8 protein-coding genes are annotated in these 17,513 nt (G+C 60.7%); 6 read left to right on the forward strand and 2 right to left on the reverse strand.

The genetic code is table 11. The features are described from left to right. The first annotated feature begins 257 nt into the window (after positions 1-257). Genes RRH01S_RS07075 through RRH01S_RS07085 form a run of 3 tightly spaced genes read left to right on the forward strand, consistent with a single transcriptional unit; the run spans position 258 to position 2,828 of the window. A complete protein-coding gene (locus tag RRH01S_RS07075; RefSeq protein ID WP_007688725.1) occupies positions 258-1,226 on the forward strand; it encodes an aliphatic sulfonate ABC transporter substrate-binding protein in 969 nt (322 codons plus the stop codon). A 17-nt stretch (positions 1,227-1,243) separates the two neighbouring features. Continuing rightward, a complete protein-coding gene (locus RRH01S_RS07080) occupies positions 1,244-2,086 on the forward strand; it encodes an ABC transporter permease (protein WP_042470611.1) in 843 nt (280 codons plus the stop codon). Between the two features lie 4 nt (positions 2,087-2,090). Then, positions 2,091-2,828 (forward strand): ABC transporter ATP-binding protein, encoded by a 738-nt coding sequence (locus RRH01S_RS07085; RefSeq protein WP_042470613.1) that lies wholly within the window; start codon positions 2,091-2,093, stop codon positions 2,826-2,828. 35 nt (positions 2,829-2,863) lie between these two features. Here RRH01S_RS07085 and RRH01S_RS07090 read toward each other — a convergent pair whose 3' ends face one another. After that, positions 2,864-4,063, reverse strand: coding sequence for an MFS transporter (locus tag RRH01S_RS07090; RefSeq protein WP_042470615.1), 1,200 nt, complete (start codon positions 4,061-4,063; stop codon positions 2,864-2,866). 481 nt (positions 4,064-4,544) lie between these two features. Between RRH01S_RS07090 and RRH01S_RS07095 the strand changes: the two genes are divergently transcribed. The 3 genes from RRH01S_RS07095 (at position 4,545) to RRH01S_RS07105 (ending at position 15,950) form a co-directional block, all read left to right on the forward strand. Beyond that, positions 4,545-12,440, forward strand: coding sequence for a hypothetical protein (locus tag RRH01S_RS07095; protein WP_042470620.1), 7,896 nt, complete (start codon positions 4,545-4,547; stop codon positions 12,438-12,440). Positions 12,441-12,701: 261 nt separating this feature from the next. Next, on the forward strand, positions 12,702-14,777 hold the full coding sequence (locus RRH01S_RS07100; RefSeq protein ID WP_080705415.1) for an O-linked N-acetylglucosamine transferase, SPINDLY family protein: 2,076 nt from the start codon (positions 12,702-12,704) through the stop codon (positions 14,775-14,777). A gap of 6 nt (positions 14,778-14,783) precedes the next feature. Continuing rightward, on the forward strand, positions 14,784-15,950 hold the full coding sequence (locus RRH01S_RS07105) for a UDP-galactopyranose/dTDP-fucopyranose mutase family protein (protein ID WP_007688735.1): 1,167 nt from the start codon (positions 14,784-14,786) through the stop codon (positions 15,948-15,950). 40 nt (positions 15,951-15,990) lie between these two features. On the opposite strand, the gene RRH01S_RS07110 is transcribed toward RRH01S_RS07105, so the two are convergent. Beyond that, the gene (locus tag RRH01S_RS07110) at positions 15,991-17,508 is read right to left on the reverse strand and encodes a tripartite tricarboxylate transporter permease (protein WP_012649118.1); all 1,518 of its coding nucleotides are present in this window, start codon (positions 17,506-17,508) and stop codon (positions 15,991-15,993) included. Positions 17,509-17,513: the final 5 nt, after the last annotated feature.

Below are 17,513 nucleotides of genomic sequence, written 5' to 3' on the forward strand. Positions count from 1 at the left end.
ATAGTTAGCGACCAGTCATTTTCCAGAATAGGGGCTCAAAAGGAGCAAATATCTGATCCGAATTTACCCAAATTCAGCTTCAGATGCAAGGCGCTTGCAATATTCGATGAACGTGCGGCCAATCGCATGACCTCGATTGAGAAAAATATTCCTATAAATTCTATAGAAATAGACATTACAGCTTTCACGCCCCGGCGCTCATACCCGTAGGGTGTTTCCAAAGTGTCGATGGCAATGGCCAGGAAGAGGGGATGGATATGGGCGTGTTTCGTTCGGCAATGATCGGTGTCGTCGCGGCTTTAGGTTTCGGGCTGGCTTCGGCCCAAGCGGCTGATCTTTCTGAGATCAGGATCGACTGGGCGACTTACAATCCCGTCGGGCTTCTCCTGAAAAAGGAAGGCCTGCTCGAAAAGGAATTCGCCAAGGATAATATCAGCATCCGCTGGGTGCAATCCGCGGGCTCGAACAAGGCGCTGGAGTTCCTGAATGCCGGCTCGATCGATTTCGGTTCGACAGCGGGTGCTGCGGCATTGATCGCCCGGGTCAACGGCAACCCGATCAAATCGATCTACGTTTTCTCACGCCCCGAATGGACAGCCTTGGTCACCCGGGCCGATAGTCCGATTTCCACCGTTCAGGATCTCAAGGGCAAAACGATCGCGGTAACCCGTGGGACCGATCCGCACATCTTTCTCGTCCGTGCCTTGGCGGATGCCGGGTTGAAGCAGACGGATGTGAAGCTGGTTCTCTTGCAGCACGCGGACGGCAAGCTCGCGCTTCTACGCGGTGACGTCGATGCCTGGGCAGGTCTCGATCCTCTGATGGCGGCCGCCGAGGTGGAGGACAAGGCGAAGCTCTTCTATCGCAAGCCCGAAAACAACACATGGGGCGTACTCAACACCACCGAGACTTTCGCCACCGAACATCCCGATATCGTCAAGCGCGTCATTGCCGTCTACGAGCAGGCGCGGGCCGACGCGATCGCCAACCCCGCTGCATTGAAGGCGGCGCTGGTCGAAGCTGCCAAGCTGCCGGACGACGTAATCGCCAAGCAGCTTGAGCGCACGGACATCTCCCAGTCGACGATTGGCGATCTGCAACGCGATACGATCTCGAAAGCCGGTATTGCCTTGCAGAGTGCGGGTGTCCTTCCGGCTGATGTCGATATTCAGAAAGTCACGAACGAGTTGATCGACGATCGCTTCGCCGTCGGGAAAACGCAGTAAAGACCCAAGGCAACGCTATGGCAGACTTGGCCGGGACCGGCATCGAAACGGAAACAAAGGCGTCGCGTTCAGTCGCGGCGTCTGCGTTTTATGGAATAGGCGGCAGGGCGACGGTCGCCATCATCCTACCTGCCCTCGGACTGCTGTTTTGGGAAGTCGCGGTTGCGGCCGGCTGGTTTTCCGGTCGTCTCATGCCGCCGCCGTCGAAGGTTGCCGCAACCTTATGGGCGCTTTCGAAGTCCGGTGAACTCTTCACCCATATAGGCATCACCACCGTCAGGGTATTCTTCGGATTCATCATCGGCGCCGTGACGGCCACGATTGCCGGAGCCGTGACAGGGTATTTCGGACTTGCGCGCCGGCTGATCGATCCGTCGCTACAGGCGCTTCGTTCCATTCCCTCGATCGCCTGGGTGCCTTTGTTCATCCTCTGGTTCGGGATCTTTGAGGCATCGAAAGTGGCGCTGATCGCCGTCGGTGTCTTCTTTCCGATCTATCTCGGCGTATCGGCCGCCATCCTTTCGGTCGATCGCAAGATCGTCGAGGTCGGGCGGATTTTCCGGCTATCGGGCTTTGCGCTGGTGCGGCGGGTCATGCTGCCAACGGTTTTCCCCGCCTATGTGACCGCCTTGCGATCCGGTCTCGGTCTCGGCTGGATGTTCGTCGTCGCCGCCGAATTCATGGGCGCTTCGGAGGGGCTTGGCTATCTTCTCGTCGATGGTCAACAGATGGGCAAGCCCGACCAGATCATGGCTGCCATCATTACATTCGCGGTCATCGGCAAGCTGACGGACAGTCTGCTGCTGGCCGTGACGACGCCTTTCCTGACATGGCAGGACAGCTACAGGCGGGAGGGGTGAGCCGATGCTGACGCTGCGACACCTCGGAAAGACCTATGCGAATGGCGTTCGCGCGCTCGAAGGCTTCTCGCTCAATCTGGCGCCGGGCGAGATCGTTGCCGTCATCGGCGGATCGGGTTGCGGCAAGAGTACGCTGCTGCGGCTGATCAGCGGTCTCGAAACACCCACGCGCGGGACGGTCGAGCTGAATGGCGAGCCGGTCGTCAAGCCGCATCCATTGATCAATCTCATTTTTCAGGAACCCCGTCTTCTGCCCTGGCTGAGTGTTGCCAACAATGTCGGCTTCGGGCTTGCCGAACTCGAGGGCGATGACCGTCGTCACCGGGTCGAGGTTGCGTTGAAAAAAGTCGGCCTTGCGGAACTCGGCCGTCGCTGGCCTAGGGAATTGTCAGGCGGCCAGGCCCAGAGGGTGGCGATCGCCCGCGCACTGGTCACCCAACCGGAAGTGCTGCTTCTGGATGAGCCTTTCTCCGCTCTGGATGCCTTCACGCGCGCCGACCTGCAGGACCACCTGCTCGACATATGGTCCGAGACCCGCCCAACGCTCATTATCGTGACGCACGATATCGACGAGGCCCTTGTTCTCGCCGACCGGATCATCGTCATGCGGCCATGGCCGGGGCGTATTCTCGATGAGATCAAGATCGACCTGCCAAGGAAACGCGATCGAGCGTCGGAGGCCTTCGAGGTTGCGAAGAGACAGTTGCTCCTGTCGCTCAATACATCGCTGCAGCCGTCTTAAGCATTACCTCATCGACGATCTCACCCTACCTTGATCTAGGGTTCGAGTGCCCCGCGATCCGGTGAAACGCGAAGCATCAACCGCATAGCAAGCAGGATCGCGCATAACGCTGTGATGACCGAGCAGCCCAACCACAATGATGATGCGCTGAAATGCACGTAGATGAACGTGCCGATGGCCGGTGCCACAATGCCGGCCGCGGCTTGAGCCGTGCGGTAGAAACTCATATAGGCGCCGCTTTTGCCGCCGCTGCGCGCGGCTTGTCCCATCACCATGGCCATGATGGCGGGATAGAACATCAGCTGTCCGGCCGTCAGCAGCAGGTAGAGAGTGACCAGAGCGGTCACGCTCCCGCCGAGAGGCAATGCCCCGAAACTGACGGCAACGATCATCATCCCGATGAGCACCACGGTCATGTGGTTTTTCGATTTGGCCCAACGGCTCACCGGCAGTATGGCGGCTGCGAAAACGAAATGCCCCAATGTCAGCAGGTTTCCGTATTCCTCCGGCGTCATGCCGTAATAGGAGGTGACGAAAAGGGGCAGGGTGGAAGAGGTCTGGCGCCCCACCATGTCGAGCACGCAGGCCGCCAGGCACAGAAGAAGGAACTCCATATTTCTATAGGGCAATCCCGCAGGCTTCGATGTATCCGCCTTTACCGCGGGAGCGGCATGACGCGGTACCGATCTGTCCAGGAAAACAAGAACGGCAATCGCCGCGACGGCAGACGTAAGGCCATCGATGAAGAATATCAGGCTTGGTTGACGCGCATATAAATGTCCCGCCATCGCCGCGGCCATGCCGGCGCCGACATTGATCGCCACGACATAGATCGCATAGGCTTGCGAGCGCTCGTCTTCCGGGCACAGGCGAACCACGCAGGCATCATAGGCCGGCCGAAATGCACCATTTGCAAATGCCATGATCGCGACAGCGGCACCGATCGACATGCTGTCGCCGAGGGCAGGGATGAGAAACAGGGTGGCGGCGCTGGCAAGAAAGCTCAGAATCAGGACGTTTTCCGAGCCTATCCGATCGCTGGCATGACCTCCGGCCCATGCGCCGAAAATGCTGCCGAGCCCGAAAACGGTGAGGATGATCCCCGCCGTCTCAATGGATAGACCGACGGCACTCGTCAGGTAGAGCACCAGAAATGGCGTCACCATGAAGCCGAGGAAATTCACAAAGGCGATGGCGGCCAGCAGCCATAGCTGTCGGGGGAGTTTCGGTATCATAGTTCTCCAAGCGATGCCGCCGACACGATGGTTTAGCCGATGCGTCATGGCCACGATCGGCAGGCTCTTCCCTTTTGATATTATGATCCGTTGAGCACAAGCAATCGCCGCCTAAGGCAGGGCGCACAATGTCGCACAGATATTACCTTGGTCATCCTCTGATTCATGGTGAATTTGAACCTGATCAACTTTCTTTGAGGGAATGGAAATCAGCCGCCGCAATGCTGGGCTGAACGTCTTCCCGAAGCTCTCCTGCGTCCATGTCAATCGAAAACTGGCGACGCCCCACCGAGAGCGGCAGCCGCTCCAACCGCCGACAGCATATCAACCACAGGTTCGGGCAAGCCAATTTGACTATGCTGCCCTTTGCCGGACGGTGAATTTCAATACCGTTAGTTCTTTCAGAGTCTGGCCAAGCAGGCGGTGCCAGCCTTCGAGGTGCTGGACTTTTTTGTATTACCTAACGCAAGAGTTCTCACATATGACTTCGATCGTTTCCTCCCTGAGCACCAGTCAGATCAGGTCGCTTTCCACAGCAGCGGTTGCGGCTTGGACGACGGATGACGTGGCCTCGCTTTCCACAAAACAGATCAATGTGCTTTCGTCAGCTCAGATCGCTGCGTTGGACACGGAAGATGTCGAAGTCCTCAGTTCCCAGCAGCTAAGCGCTATTTCACAAACTGCCATCGTTGGTTTGACCATGGATCAATTGGCAGTTCTGACGGCGTCTGACATCGAAAGCTTGAGCTCGCTGCAGATCGCGGCGATCACCACCACGCAGATTAGCGCCCTGACGACGGATCAGGCGGAAGCCTTGAGTTCATCGCAAGTAGCTGCCCTTAGCTCATCGCAAGTCGCAGCTTTAAGCGCGGCTGATATCGCCACCTTCTCGACCGGCGATATGGCGGCGATCACCAATAAGGCGGTATCAGGTCTATCCACCGCCTCTATTGCAACTCTCTCGACGGATCAGATCGCTGCGTTGAGCACGTCCAGCATTGCGAGCCTGACCACCACCCAGGTCGCAGCCCTGAGCACGGCGCAGATTGCCGCCTTGACGACGGCCCAGGTCGCCGCTCTCAAGACGGCGCAAATCGCGGTCATGGACACGAAAGGCATCGCAGCGCTTTCCACCGCGCAGATTGCTGCTCTCAGCACTACTGCGATCGCGAGCCTGACGACCAGCCAGATCGATGTCCTGAGCACGGCGCAGGCCGAGGCCTTGTCCTCTTCGCAGGTGAAGGTGTTGAGCTCGACCCAGATTGCGGCACTGGGGACGGATGACATCGCCACCTTCTCGACCGACGATATGGCGGCGATCACCAGCAAAGCCGTAGCGGGCCTTGGAACGGGCCTTCTGGCAGCTCTCTCTACGGCGCAGATTGCGGCGCTGAGCACGAGCGCCATCACTGGCCTCACGACCGGTCAAGTCGTCGCTTTGAGCACAGAGCAGATCGCTTCCCTGACGACGACCCAGCTCGGTGCCCTCAAGGCATCGCAAGTCGCGGTCATGGGTACCAACGATATCGCGGTGCTGTCCACCGCGCAGGTCGCGGCCCTCAGCAAGACCGCGATCGCCGGTCTGACGACGACCCAGATCGTTGCTTTGAGCACGGAGCAGGTTGCCGCCTTGACGACGACCCAGCTCGGTGCCCTCAAGGCATCGCAGGTCGCGGTGATGGGCACCAACGATATCGCGGCGCTGTCCACCGCACAGGTTGCAGCCCTGAGTACTTCCGGCGTTACCGGCCTGACCACCGACCAGGTCGCTGCCCTGAGCACGGCGCAGGCCGAGGCCCTGACGACGATCCAGGTCGCGGTGCTGAGTTCGACACAGATTGCCGCGCTGGGAACGGATGATATTGCCACCTTCTCGACCGCCGACATGGCGGCGATCACCAGCAAAGCCATAGCGGGCTTGGATACAGCCGGTATCGCAGCCCTCTCGACGGATCAGATTGCCGCGCTGAGCAAGGCCGGCATTACGGGTCTGACAACCGATCAGATTGCCTCCTTGAGCACGGCGCAGGTCGAGGTATTGAAGACGACCCAGATCGTCGTGCTGAGTTCCAAGCAGATTGCGGTTCTGGGAACGGATATTGTCTCATCCCTTTCCACAGCGCAGGTTGCGGCTCTGAGCACCGCCGGCATTACCGGCCTGACCACCGACCAGATCGCTGCCCTCAGCACGGCGCAGGCCGAGGCCTTGTCCTCCTCGCAGGTGAAGGCGCTGAGTTCGACCCAGATTGCCGTTCTGGGAGCCGATGATATCGCCACCTTCTCGACCGCCGACATGGCGGCGATCACCAGCAAAGCCATAGCGGGCTTGAGCACGGCCGCTATCGCAACCCTCTCGACGGATCAGATCGCCGCCCTGAACACGAGCACGGTTGCAGGCCTGACGACGGCCCAGATCGCCGCCCTCTCGACGGATCAGATAAGCGCCCTGAACACGCGTATCGTCGCGGGCCTGACGACGACCCAGATCGTCGCTTTGAGCACGGCGCAGGTTGCCGCCTTGACGACGACCCAGCTCAGCGCCCTCAAGGCATCGCAAGTTGCGGTGATGGAGACGAACGATATCGCGGCGCTTTCCACCGTGCAGATTGCAGCCCTGGGCACGAGCGCGATCGCAGGCCTGACGACGAGCCAGATCGATGCCCTGACCACGGCGCAGGCCGAGGCCCTGACGACGGCTCAGGTGAAAGTGCTGAGCTCGACCCAGATTGCGGCGCTGGGGACGGATGATATCGCCACCTTCTCGACCGATGATATCGCGGCGATCACCAGCAAAGCCATGTCTGGTTTGAGCGCTAGCCAGATCGCAGCCTTGACGACAGGTCAGATTGCGGTTTTGAGCACGAGCGCGATCGCGGGTCTGACGACCAGCCAGATCGCAGCCCTGACGACCGGCCAAGCGGCGGCCTTGACGACGACTCAGGTGGTAGTGCTCAGCTCAACGCAGCTTTCCGCGCTGGGAACGGATGACATCGCCACCTTCTCGACCGCCGATATCGCGGCGATCACCAGCAAAGCTATATCGGGCTTGAGCACGAGCCTTATCACAGAACTGTCCACTGCGCAGATTGCCGCCCTGAGCACGAGCGCAATCACTGGCCTGACGACCAGTCAGATCGCGACCCTGAGCAGCAGTCAGCTTGCTGCTTTGAACACCGCAAAAGTCGCGGTGCTGAGTTCCAAGCAGGTCGCCGCCCTCGGCACGAATGTTGTCGCATCCCTGTCCACTGCACAGGTCGCCGCCCTGAGTACTTCCGGCATTACCGGCCTGACCACCGACCAGGTCGCTGCCCTGAAAACAACGCAGGTTGAGGCCCTGACGACGATCCAGGCCGCAGCGCTGAGTTCAACTCAGCTTTCCGCGCTCGGGACGGATGACATAGCGACTTTCTCGACCGCCGATATCGCGGCGATAACCGGTAAGGCCATAGCGGGCCTGAGCACGGCTGTCATCGCAGCTCTTTCGACGGGGCAGATCGCAGCCCTGAGCTCCGCCGGCGTTGTCGGTCTGAGCACCGACCAGATCTCCTCGCTGAGCACGGCGCAAATTGCGGCCTTGACCACCGCTCGCGTAGGGGTGCTGCGTGCAGCGCAAGTCGCCGCCCTGGAAACGGAAGTCGTTGCATCCCTTTCCACCGCGCAGATCGCGGCCTTGAGCACGGCCGGTATCACCGGTCTGACCACCGACCAGATTGATACGCTGAGCACGGCACAGGCCGAGGCCTTGACGACGGCTCAGGTCGCGGCGCTGAGCTCGACCCAGATCGCTGCTCTGGAGACGGATGACATCGCCACCTTCTCGACCGATGATATCGCGGCGATCAGCAGCAAAGCCATGCCGGGCCTGAGCACGGCGATCATTGCCGCTCTCTCAGCGGATCAGCTCGCGGCCCTCGGTACGACCGGCATAGCGGGCCTGACAACCACACAGATCGACGCCCTCAGCAGCGGGCAAATTGCAACCCTGCTCACCAAGCAGATTGCCGTCCTGAGTTCAACGCAGGTCGCCGCCCTGGGCACGGATATTATCGCATCTCTCTCCACCACGCAGATTGCGGCCCTGAGTGCGTCCGGTGTCGCAGGTCTGACCACCAGCCAGATTGCCGCCCTTAGCACCGCGCAGGCAGAGTCCCTGACAACGGCCCAGGTCGCAGTGCTGAGCTCGACCCAGATCAATGCTCTGGGCGCTGATGACATCGCGACTTTCTCGACCGCCGATATCGCGGCGATCACCAGCAAGGCCATGTCGGGTCTGAGCACAGCCGTTATTGCGGCCCTCTCGACGGATCAGATCGCTGCCTTGAGTGCGTCCGGCGTTGCGGGTCTGACCACCAGCCAGATCGCTGCCCTCAGCACGGCGCAAATCGCTGCCGTGACTACCGGGCGGGTTGCGGCGCTGAGCTCGACACAGATTGCGGTCCTGAGCACAGCCGTTATCGCCGCCCTCAGCACCGCACAGGTCGCCGCGCTGAGTGCATCCGGCATTGCCGGCCTGACCACCGACCAGATCGCCGCCCTCAGCACAGCGCAGGCGGAAGCCTTGACGACGACCCAAGTCGCGGCGCTGAGCTCAACCCAGATTGCTGCTCTGGAGACAGATGATCTGGCGACCTTCTCGACCAAGGACATCGCGGCGATCGGCTCGAGCGCCATATCGGGATTGTCCACGGCCGCTATAGCGACCCTCTCGACGGATCAAATCGCGGCCCTGAGCACGGCCGGCATTGCCGGCCTCTCGACCGAGCAGATCAATGCCCTCAGCACAGGTCAAATCGACGCCTTGCTGACCAAGCAGGTTGCGGCGTTGAGTTCGACGCAGGTCGCATCCCTGAGTACGGGCATTCTCGCCTCCCTTTCGACCGCGCAGATTGCGGCCCTGAGCGCGTCCGGCATTACCGGTCTTTCCACCAAACAAATTGGCGCTCTGAGCACGGCACAGGCCGAGGCCCTGACGACCACTCAGGTCGGAACTCTCAGTTCCAAACAGGTTGGAGCTTTGAGCGCAGAGGATATAGCGACCTTCTCGACCAAGGATATCGCGGCCATCGGTTCAAGTGTCATTGTGGGACTAACCACTGCAGTCATAGCAAGCCTCTCGACCGCGCAGATCGCAGCCCTGAGCACGGCTGGCATTTCGGGTCTTTCGACCGCCCAGATCGTGGCTCTAAGCACCGGCCAGCTTGAAGCCTTGACCACCGCACAGATCGCGGCCCTCAATTCTACGCAGCTTGCGGCCCTGGATACGGAAGACATAGCGACCTTCTCGACCAAGGACATCGCGGCGCTTAGCTCGAGTGCCATATCGGGATTGTCTACGGCTGTTATAGCTGCCCTCTCGACGGATCAGATTGCGGCCCTGAGCACGTCCGGCGTTGCCGGACTTTCCACCAAGCAGATCGTCGCTTTGAGTACCGTTCAGGCCGAGGCTCTGACGACGATCCAGGTCGGGGCGCTCAGTTCTACGCAACTTGCGGCTCTGGATACGGACGATATCGCCACGTTCTCCACCGCCGATATCGCGGCGATCGGCTCAAGCGCCGTATCGGGATTGTCCACGGCTGTCATAGCTGCTCTCTCGACCGGGCAGATCGCGGCCTTGAGCACGTCCGGCGTTGCCGGACTTTCCACCAAACAGATTGCCGCCCTGAACACCAGCCAGGTCGACGCCTTGCTGACCAAGCAGGTTGCGGTACTTGGTTCGACGCAGGTCGCCGCCCTGAACACAGCTGTTGTCGCGACCCTCTCGACTGCGCAGGTTGCCGCGCTCAGCACGTCCGGTATTGCGGGCCTGACCACCGCGCAGATCGCTACTCTGGGCACAGGTCAGGCCGCGACCCTATCGACGGCCCAGATCGGCGCGCTTGGTTCCAAGCAGGTTGCTGCTTTGACGACGGCCGACATCGCAGCCCTCTCGACCATGCAGATCGCGGCCCTGAGCACGGTTGGTATTGCGGGCCTGAGCGCGACGCAGATTGCCGCCTTGAGCACCGACCAGGCCGAGGCCCTGACGACGACGCAGGTTGCGGTGCTGAGCTCGACCCAGGTTGCCGCCCTGGGAGCGGACCAACTCGAGACCTTCTCGACCGCCGACATTGCGGCGATCAGCTCGAGCGCCATAACGGGATTGTCCACGGATACGCTGGCGGCGTTTTCGACGGCGCAGATCGCGGCATTGGGCACGGCTGGCATTGCAGGCCTTTCCGCCACACAGATCGCGGTTCTCAGCACCGGCCAGCTTGAAGCCTTGACGACCGTCCAGGTCGGCGCGCTTGGTTCCAAGCAGATTGCCGCCTTGACGACCGTCGACATCGCAGCCCTCTCGACCACACAGATCGCAGCCCTGAGCACAGCCGGCATTGCAGGTCTGACCACCGAGCAGATTGCCGCCTTGAGCACCGACCAGGCTGAGGCCTTGACGACGCCTCAGGTCGCGGTGCTGAGCTCGACCCAGATTGCGGCCCTGGGGACCGACGATCTCGAGACCTTCTCGACCGCCGACATCGCGGCGATCAGTTCGAGTGCCATACAGGGACTGACGACGGGCACCATAGCAGCGCTTTCGACGGACCAGATCGAGGTATTGGGAACGGCCGGCATCGCGGGCCTGACCACTGACCAGATTGCCGCCTTGAGCACCGGCCAGCTCGAAGCCTTGACGACTGCCCAGATCGGCGCGCTTGGTTCCAAGCAGATTGCCGTCCTAAGTACCGTCGGCATTGCGGGCCTGTCGACGGCGCAGATCGCGGCCCTGAGCACGGCCGGCATCGCGGGTCTGACCACCGACCAGATTGCGGCCTTGAGCACCAATCAGGCCGAGGCCCTGACACCGACCCAGGTCGGCGCGCTCAGTTCCAAGCAGATTGTGGCCCTTGGGGCAGACGATCTTGACACTTTCTCAACCGCCGATATCGCGGCGATCAGTTCGACTGCCATATCGGGATTGTCCACGGAGACAATAGCGGGTCTATCGACCTTGCAGATTGCTGCCCTGGGAACGGCCGGCATTGCAGGTCTCACCACTGCGCAGATCGCCGTATTGAGCTCCGACCAGATCGACGCCTTGACGACGGCGCAGATCGGCGCGCTTGGTTCCAAGCAGATTGCCGTCCTGACGACGGCCGAGGTCGTTGCGTTTTCGACCGCCGATATCGCAGCCATCAGTTCGAGCGCCATATCGGGGCTGTCCACAGCCATTATAGCGGCTCTATCGACTGTGCAGATTGCCGCCCTGAGCACGGCCGGCATCACGGGCCTCACCACTGCGCAGATCGCCGCCCTGAATACCGACAAGGTCGAGGCGCTGACGACGGCGCAGATCGGTGCGCTCAGTTCCAAGCAGGTTGCCGCCCTGAGCGCCGCCGATATCGCGGCCCTCTCGACGGCGCAGGTTGCAGCCTTGAGCACGGCTGGCGTCGCTGGCCTCAGCAGCGCTCAGGTCGGTGCCCTGAGCGTCGAGCAGGTTGAAGCTCTTTCCACCACCCAGATTGCCGCCTTGACGTCGACTGGCGTCGCGGGCCTGACCACGGCTGACCTGGCAACCTTCTCGGCCGCCGATATTGCCGCGATCAGCTCAAGTGCCATAGAGGGATTGTCCACGGACTTCATCGCGTCGTTTTCCACGGCTGAAATCGCCGCCCTGGGTACGGCAAGTGTCGCAGGCCTCAGCAGCGCTCAGGTCAAGGCGTTGAGTATCGATCAGATCGAAGCGCTTTCCACCACGCAGATTGCCGCGCTGAGTTCTTCGGGCGCCGCAGGCCTGACAACGGAAGATCTGGGAACCTTCTCGACCGACGAACTCGTTGCCATCAGCTCGAATGCGATACCGGGATTGTCCACGGACTTTATCGTTGCCCTCTCGACCGCGCAGATCGCTATTTTGACGACGAGCCAAGTCGCTTCGCTGAGTTACAGCCAGGTGGCGGCCATGAGCACCGACCAGATCGTGGCCCTGTCCACGACGCAGGTCAATGCCCTGAACGCATTGCAGCTCGCCGCACTGGATACGGACGACATCGCGCTGTTTTCGACCGATTTCATCGTCGCCTTGAATTCCAGCGCGATTGCCGGATTGAGCACGAGAGTGATTGCCTCCCTGACGACAGAGCAGGCCGAGGCTTTAACCCCGAGCCAGGTCGCCGGGCTGACTTCGGCACAGGTTGCGGCATTGAGTACCCAGGAGCTGGCAACCTTCTCGACCGCCGATATCGCGTCGTTCAGCTCAACCGGTTTAGCGGGATTGTCGACACAGGACATTGCGAGCCTGTCGAGTGCGCAATTGGGTGCTCTCATGAAATCGCAGATGGGATATCTGAGTTCCGACCAGATTGCGGCTGTCATTTCGGTTTATGTGGGCGCCTGATCTCCGCATCTGAGCAATTGCGGTCTCAACGAAGCCGGACGGCGTCTCCGAAACGAAGAGGGCGCCGTTTGACGTTGATCCGGGATGCGCAGTTTTCCCGGCATCATCCCAGGCCGGACGAAATCTGTTGATGGCCGGTAGGCCCCGGCCGATTTCAACGGGCGGCGCGTGACATGCTTAGAGCAAGCTAGCAGAGTTAATAACTGTGCGGCCATTTCGCAAATGGCTGCAACGCCGGCCGTTAAATCGTGGGATGTGTCCATGGTCACCAATGAAGCATCAGCTCTGACTCCTGTTCCGTCTGTTGCCGGAATTTTGGAGCTCGCGCGCACCCAGCGCCTTTCCTTCACGGATTTGTTCCAATTCGCCGAAGGTCGAAGCGTGGCCGGACAAAAACTTGAGGCGGCGGAGGTCTACAAGGTCTGGATCGCATTCAACGAGGGCCATCCCTTCCTGCATCTCGTCTATTTCAATTATTCGGTGACCCTCCGGCAATTAGGCGATGTCGCGGGATCTATACATGCGTTGCGTGCGTGCCTGAAACTCGATCCGCGCTTCGGGCCGGCGCATATCAATCTTGGACGGGCGCTGGAAGACAGCGGCATCGCCACTCAGGCAATCCTGCAATGGCGGAGCTTCGTGGAGCTGACCGCCGACAGTACGGCCGACCGGCTCGCACATCGCCTCCTGGCGCTTCAGCACATCGGCCGCGTCATGGAAAACGCGGGTCTTCTGGAAGATGCGGAAACCACCTTGTGGCAAGCGATGGAACTGCGGCCCGACAAGACGGAAGCCGGGCAACATTGGAGTGCGCTGCGCCAGCGTCAATGCAAATGGCCGACGCTGGTCTCGTCGGACCATGTCTCCATCCGCCATCTGCTCGATGCCATGTCGCCGCTGACGCTCGCCTGTTTTTCCGACGATCCGTTGTTCCAGCTGGCCAAGGCCTACCGCTATAATAAGTCTTTCGTCGGACGTCCCGATACCAGCGGCTTCACGCGCAAGACGCCGAAGCAGAAGACCAGAACCGGCCAACGCCTTCGCGTCGGCTATGTTTCCTCGGATCTGCGCGACCATGCGGTCGGCTTTGCGCTCAGGGAAGTGCTGGAGCTGCATGACAAGCGGAGCGTCGAAATCTACGCCTATTATTGTGGCGATCCCGTGCAGGGAGATGCGACCCAGGCACGCATGAAAGCCGTCGTCGATTGCTGGCGCGATATCGGCGCGCTGAGCGATGCGGATGCGGCAAGACAGATCGCCGACGACGACATCGATATTCTCGTCGACGTCAACGGCTATACCAAGCATGCCCGGACGAAGATCTTCGCCTATCGGCCGGCGCCGGTCGTCGTCAATTTTTGCGGTTATCCGGGTACGATGGGCAGCCCGTTCCATCACTACATCATCGCAGACGAACACATTATCCCGCCCGAGAACGAGATCTATTTTTCGGAGAAAGTCCTTCGGATCGCCTGTAACCAGCCGATCGATCGCAAGCGGGTGATCGCCGAAAGGCCGTCCCGCGCCGAAGCCGGCCTGCCGGAAGACGTTTTCGTCTATGCATGCTTCAACGGCATGCAGAAGATCACGCAGGAAACCTTTGCGCACTGGATGAAGATTCTCTCCGGAACGACCGGTAGTGTGCTCTGGCTGCTCACCGGCGGCGACGATGTGGATAAACGCTTGCTTCAGTTGGCGGAGAATGCCGGCGTTGCGCCGGAGCGGCTGATTTTTGCGCCCAAGGCGCCGAATGCGAAGCATCTCGCCCGGATCGCGGTTGCCGACCTGTTCCTCGACACGTTCCCCTACGGGGCACACTCAACCGCGGGCGATGCTCTGACCATGGGACTGCCTGTCCTGACATTCCCCGGCAAGAGCTTTGCAGCCCGCTTCTGCCACAGCATCGTTGCCGCCGCCGGCGTGCCGGAGCTGATCTGCTCGAACCCAGAGGACTATATCGAAAGGGCAATCGGCTTTGCGAACAACCCCAGAAGCCTGAGGGAGATCCGCGAGTCGCTGCAGGCGAAAAGAGAGACTTCCGCTTTGCGTGACATTCCGGCGCTTGCACGCCGCCTCGAAGAGCTTTTCTGGCAAATGCAGGCAGAGTGCGAACGCGGCGAAACACCGGTGCCGGACCTGAGCAATCTCGACATCTATTACGATATTGGGGTGGACCTCGTTCAGGACAATATCGCGTTTTCGGACGATCGGGCCTATCGGCAGGCCTACCGCGACAAGCTGGTAGAATGGCACGATTACGCGCCGATTCCGCACGACAGACGACTGTGGACTGAGGAAGCCGCGGTCTCGACACCGCACGCAGCCGGAAAGAGCTGATCGGGAATGCCGCGGATCAAGAAAATTGCCGTGGTCGGTGCCGGGCTTTCCGGCGCGGTCATCGGTCGTGAACTCGCCATGGTGGGTCACGAGATCGACGTCTTCGATACGCGCAACCATATTGCCGGGAATTGCCACACCGAGCGCGACCCGGCGACCGGTGTCATGGTGCATGTCTACGGCCCGCATATTTTCCACACGGACGACAGGGAAGTCTGGGAGTATGTGAACCTCTTTCAGACGTTCATGCCCTACAAGAACCGCGTCAAGACGACGAGTTCGGGCCAAGTCTATTCCCTGCCCATCAATCTTCACACGATCAATCAGTTTTTCGGCAAGACGCTCAGACCGGACGAAGCGCGTGCTTTCATCGAGGAGCGTGCCGACAAAAGCATAACGGATCCGAAGACCTTCGAGGAGCAGGCGCTGCGCTTCGTCGGTAATGACCTCTATGAAGCGTTCCTCAAGGGATATACCCAGAAGCAATGGGGTTGCGCGCCGACCGATCTTCCGGCCTCCATCCTGAAACGGCTTCCGGTCCGCTTCAACTACGACGACAACTATTTCTTCCATAAATACCAGGGCATGCCGGAGAACGGCTATACCGACATGGTTGGGCGAATTCTCGACCACACGAATATAGAAGTCCACTTGGAAACCAGGTTTCACAGCGGTCTAGCCAAGGACTTCGATCACATATTCTATTCCGGTCCCCTCGACGGCTATTTCGACTATGAATATGGCCGTTTGGGATATCGCACGCTGGATTTCGAGCGTTTTACCCATGACGGTGACTACCAGGGGTGCGCAGTCATGAACTATGGCGATGTCTCCGTGCCCTATACGCGCGTGACGGAGCATAAGCATTTCTCCCCGTGGGAAGACCATGCCGGCTCGGTCTGCTATCGCGAGTTCTCCAGGGCCTGCGAACCCGGCGATGTTCCCTACTATCCGATCCGCCTGATGGAGGAAAAGGAACAGCTCGCGCACTATGTCACGCGAGCCCTCCAGGAGACCGCGGTCACCTTTGTCGGCCGGCTCGGAACATACCGCTATCTCGATATGGACGTCACGATCCGCGAGGCGCTGGACACCGCCCGGCTTTATCTATCCGTCAGCGCCGATCACACGCCGATGCCGGCATTCCTGCATCCGCCGCTCCAGACGCTTTAACGAGCGTCCGGAACAGCCGCATTGGACACAACGGGGAAACTCAATCCTCGTTGGCGGCCAGCTTCGACAGAGTCTCACCGCGTCCGCGAGCCCTCAGGATCAACGGCACGATCAACGCCGCCGCCGCGATCAGCAGCAGTACCGCCGAGATCGGCGAGGTGAACAGCACCGTGACATCGCCCTGGCTGATCGCAAGAGCGCGCCGAAGCTGCTGCTCCGCCAGCGGCCCGAGGATCAGACCCACCACGACCGGTGCGATCGGATAACCGAAAATCCGCATGACATAGCCGAGAACGCCGAAGGCGAGCAGCATGCCGAGTTCGTAAACCGACGGATTGGCGCCGATCGTTCCGAGCGTGGCAAACAGGAGGATGCCCGCATAAAGCCATGGCTTGGGAATGGTGAGGAGCTTCACCCAAAGCCCGACCAGCGGCAGGTTGAGCACCAGCAGCATGAAATTGGCGATGAGCAGGCTGGCGATCAGGCCCCAGACGAGCTGCGGGTTGGTGACAAACAGCAGCGGGCCGGGCTGCAGGCCGTATTGCTGGAAGCCGGCAAGCATGATCGCAGCTGTCGCCGTCGTCGGCAGGCCGAGGGTCAGAAGTGGAACGAGCGTTCCAGCGGCCGATGCATTGTTGGCCGCTTCCGGACCCGCGACGCCTTCGATCGCGCCCTTGCCGAATTCTTCCGGATATTTGGTCAGGCGTTTTTCGGCTGCATAGGACAGGAAGGTGCCGATTTCGGCGCCGCCCGCCGGCATGGCGCCGATCGGGAAGCCGATCAGCGTTCCGCGCAGCCAGGCCTTCCAAGACCGTGCCCAATCCTGGGCCGTCATCCAGACGGATCCCTTGACCGCCTCGATCGTGTCGGGTCCGCGATTGCCCTGCGCGGCGATGTAGAGAGATTCGCCGATGGCGAACATCGCAACCGCAAGTGTCGTCACCTCGATGCCGTCAAGCAGATCCGGGACGCCGAAGCTCATGCGCGCCTGGCCGGTGAGCTGGTCGATGCCGATGATGGCAAGCGCAAAGCCGATGAACAATGATGTCAGGCCGCGCAAGGTGGAATCGCCGAAGGCCGATGAAACCGTCACGAAAGCCAGCACCATCAGCGCGAAATATTCGCGCGGACCGAAGACCAGCGCCAGCTTGACGATGATCGGCGCTATGAAGGCGAGCCCCAGCGTGGCGATCAGGCCGGCAACGAAGGAGCCGATTGCGGCGGTGGCGAGTGCCGGTCCGCCGCGACCCGCCCGCGCCATCTTGTTGCCCTCGAGCGCGGTCACGATCGAGGCGCTTTCGCCGGGTGTGTTGAGCAGGATGGAGGTCGTCGAGCCGCCATACATGCCGCCATAATAGATCCCGGCAAACATGATCAGCGATCCCGCTGGATCGAGCTTGTAGGTCACCGGCAGGAGCAATGCCACGGTCAGCGCCGGGCCGATGCCGGGAAGCACGCCGACAGCCGTTCCGAGCGTGACGCCGATCAGGGCGTAAAGCAGGTTCATCGGCTGGGCCGCGATCATCAGGCCCTGCAACAGAAAATCAAATGTGCTCACGTTAG

Origin of the sequence: Rhizobium rhizogenes NBRC 13257, assembly GCF_000696095.1 — a bacterium.
Taxonomy (GTDB): domain Bacteria; phylum Pseudomonadota; class Alphaproteobacteria; order Rhizobiales; family Rhizobiaceae; genus Rhizobium; species Rhizobium rhizogenes.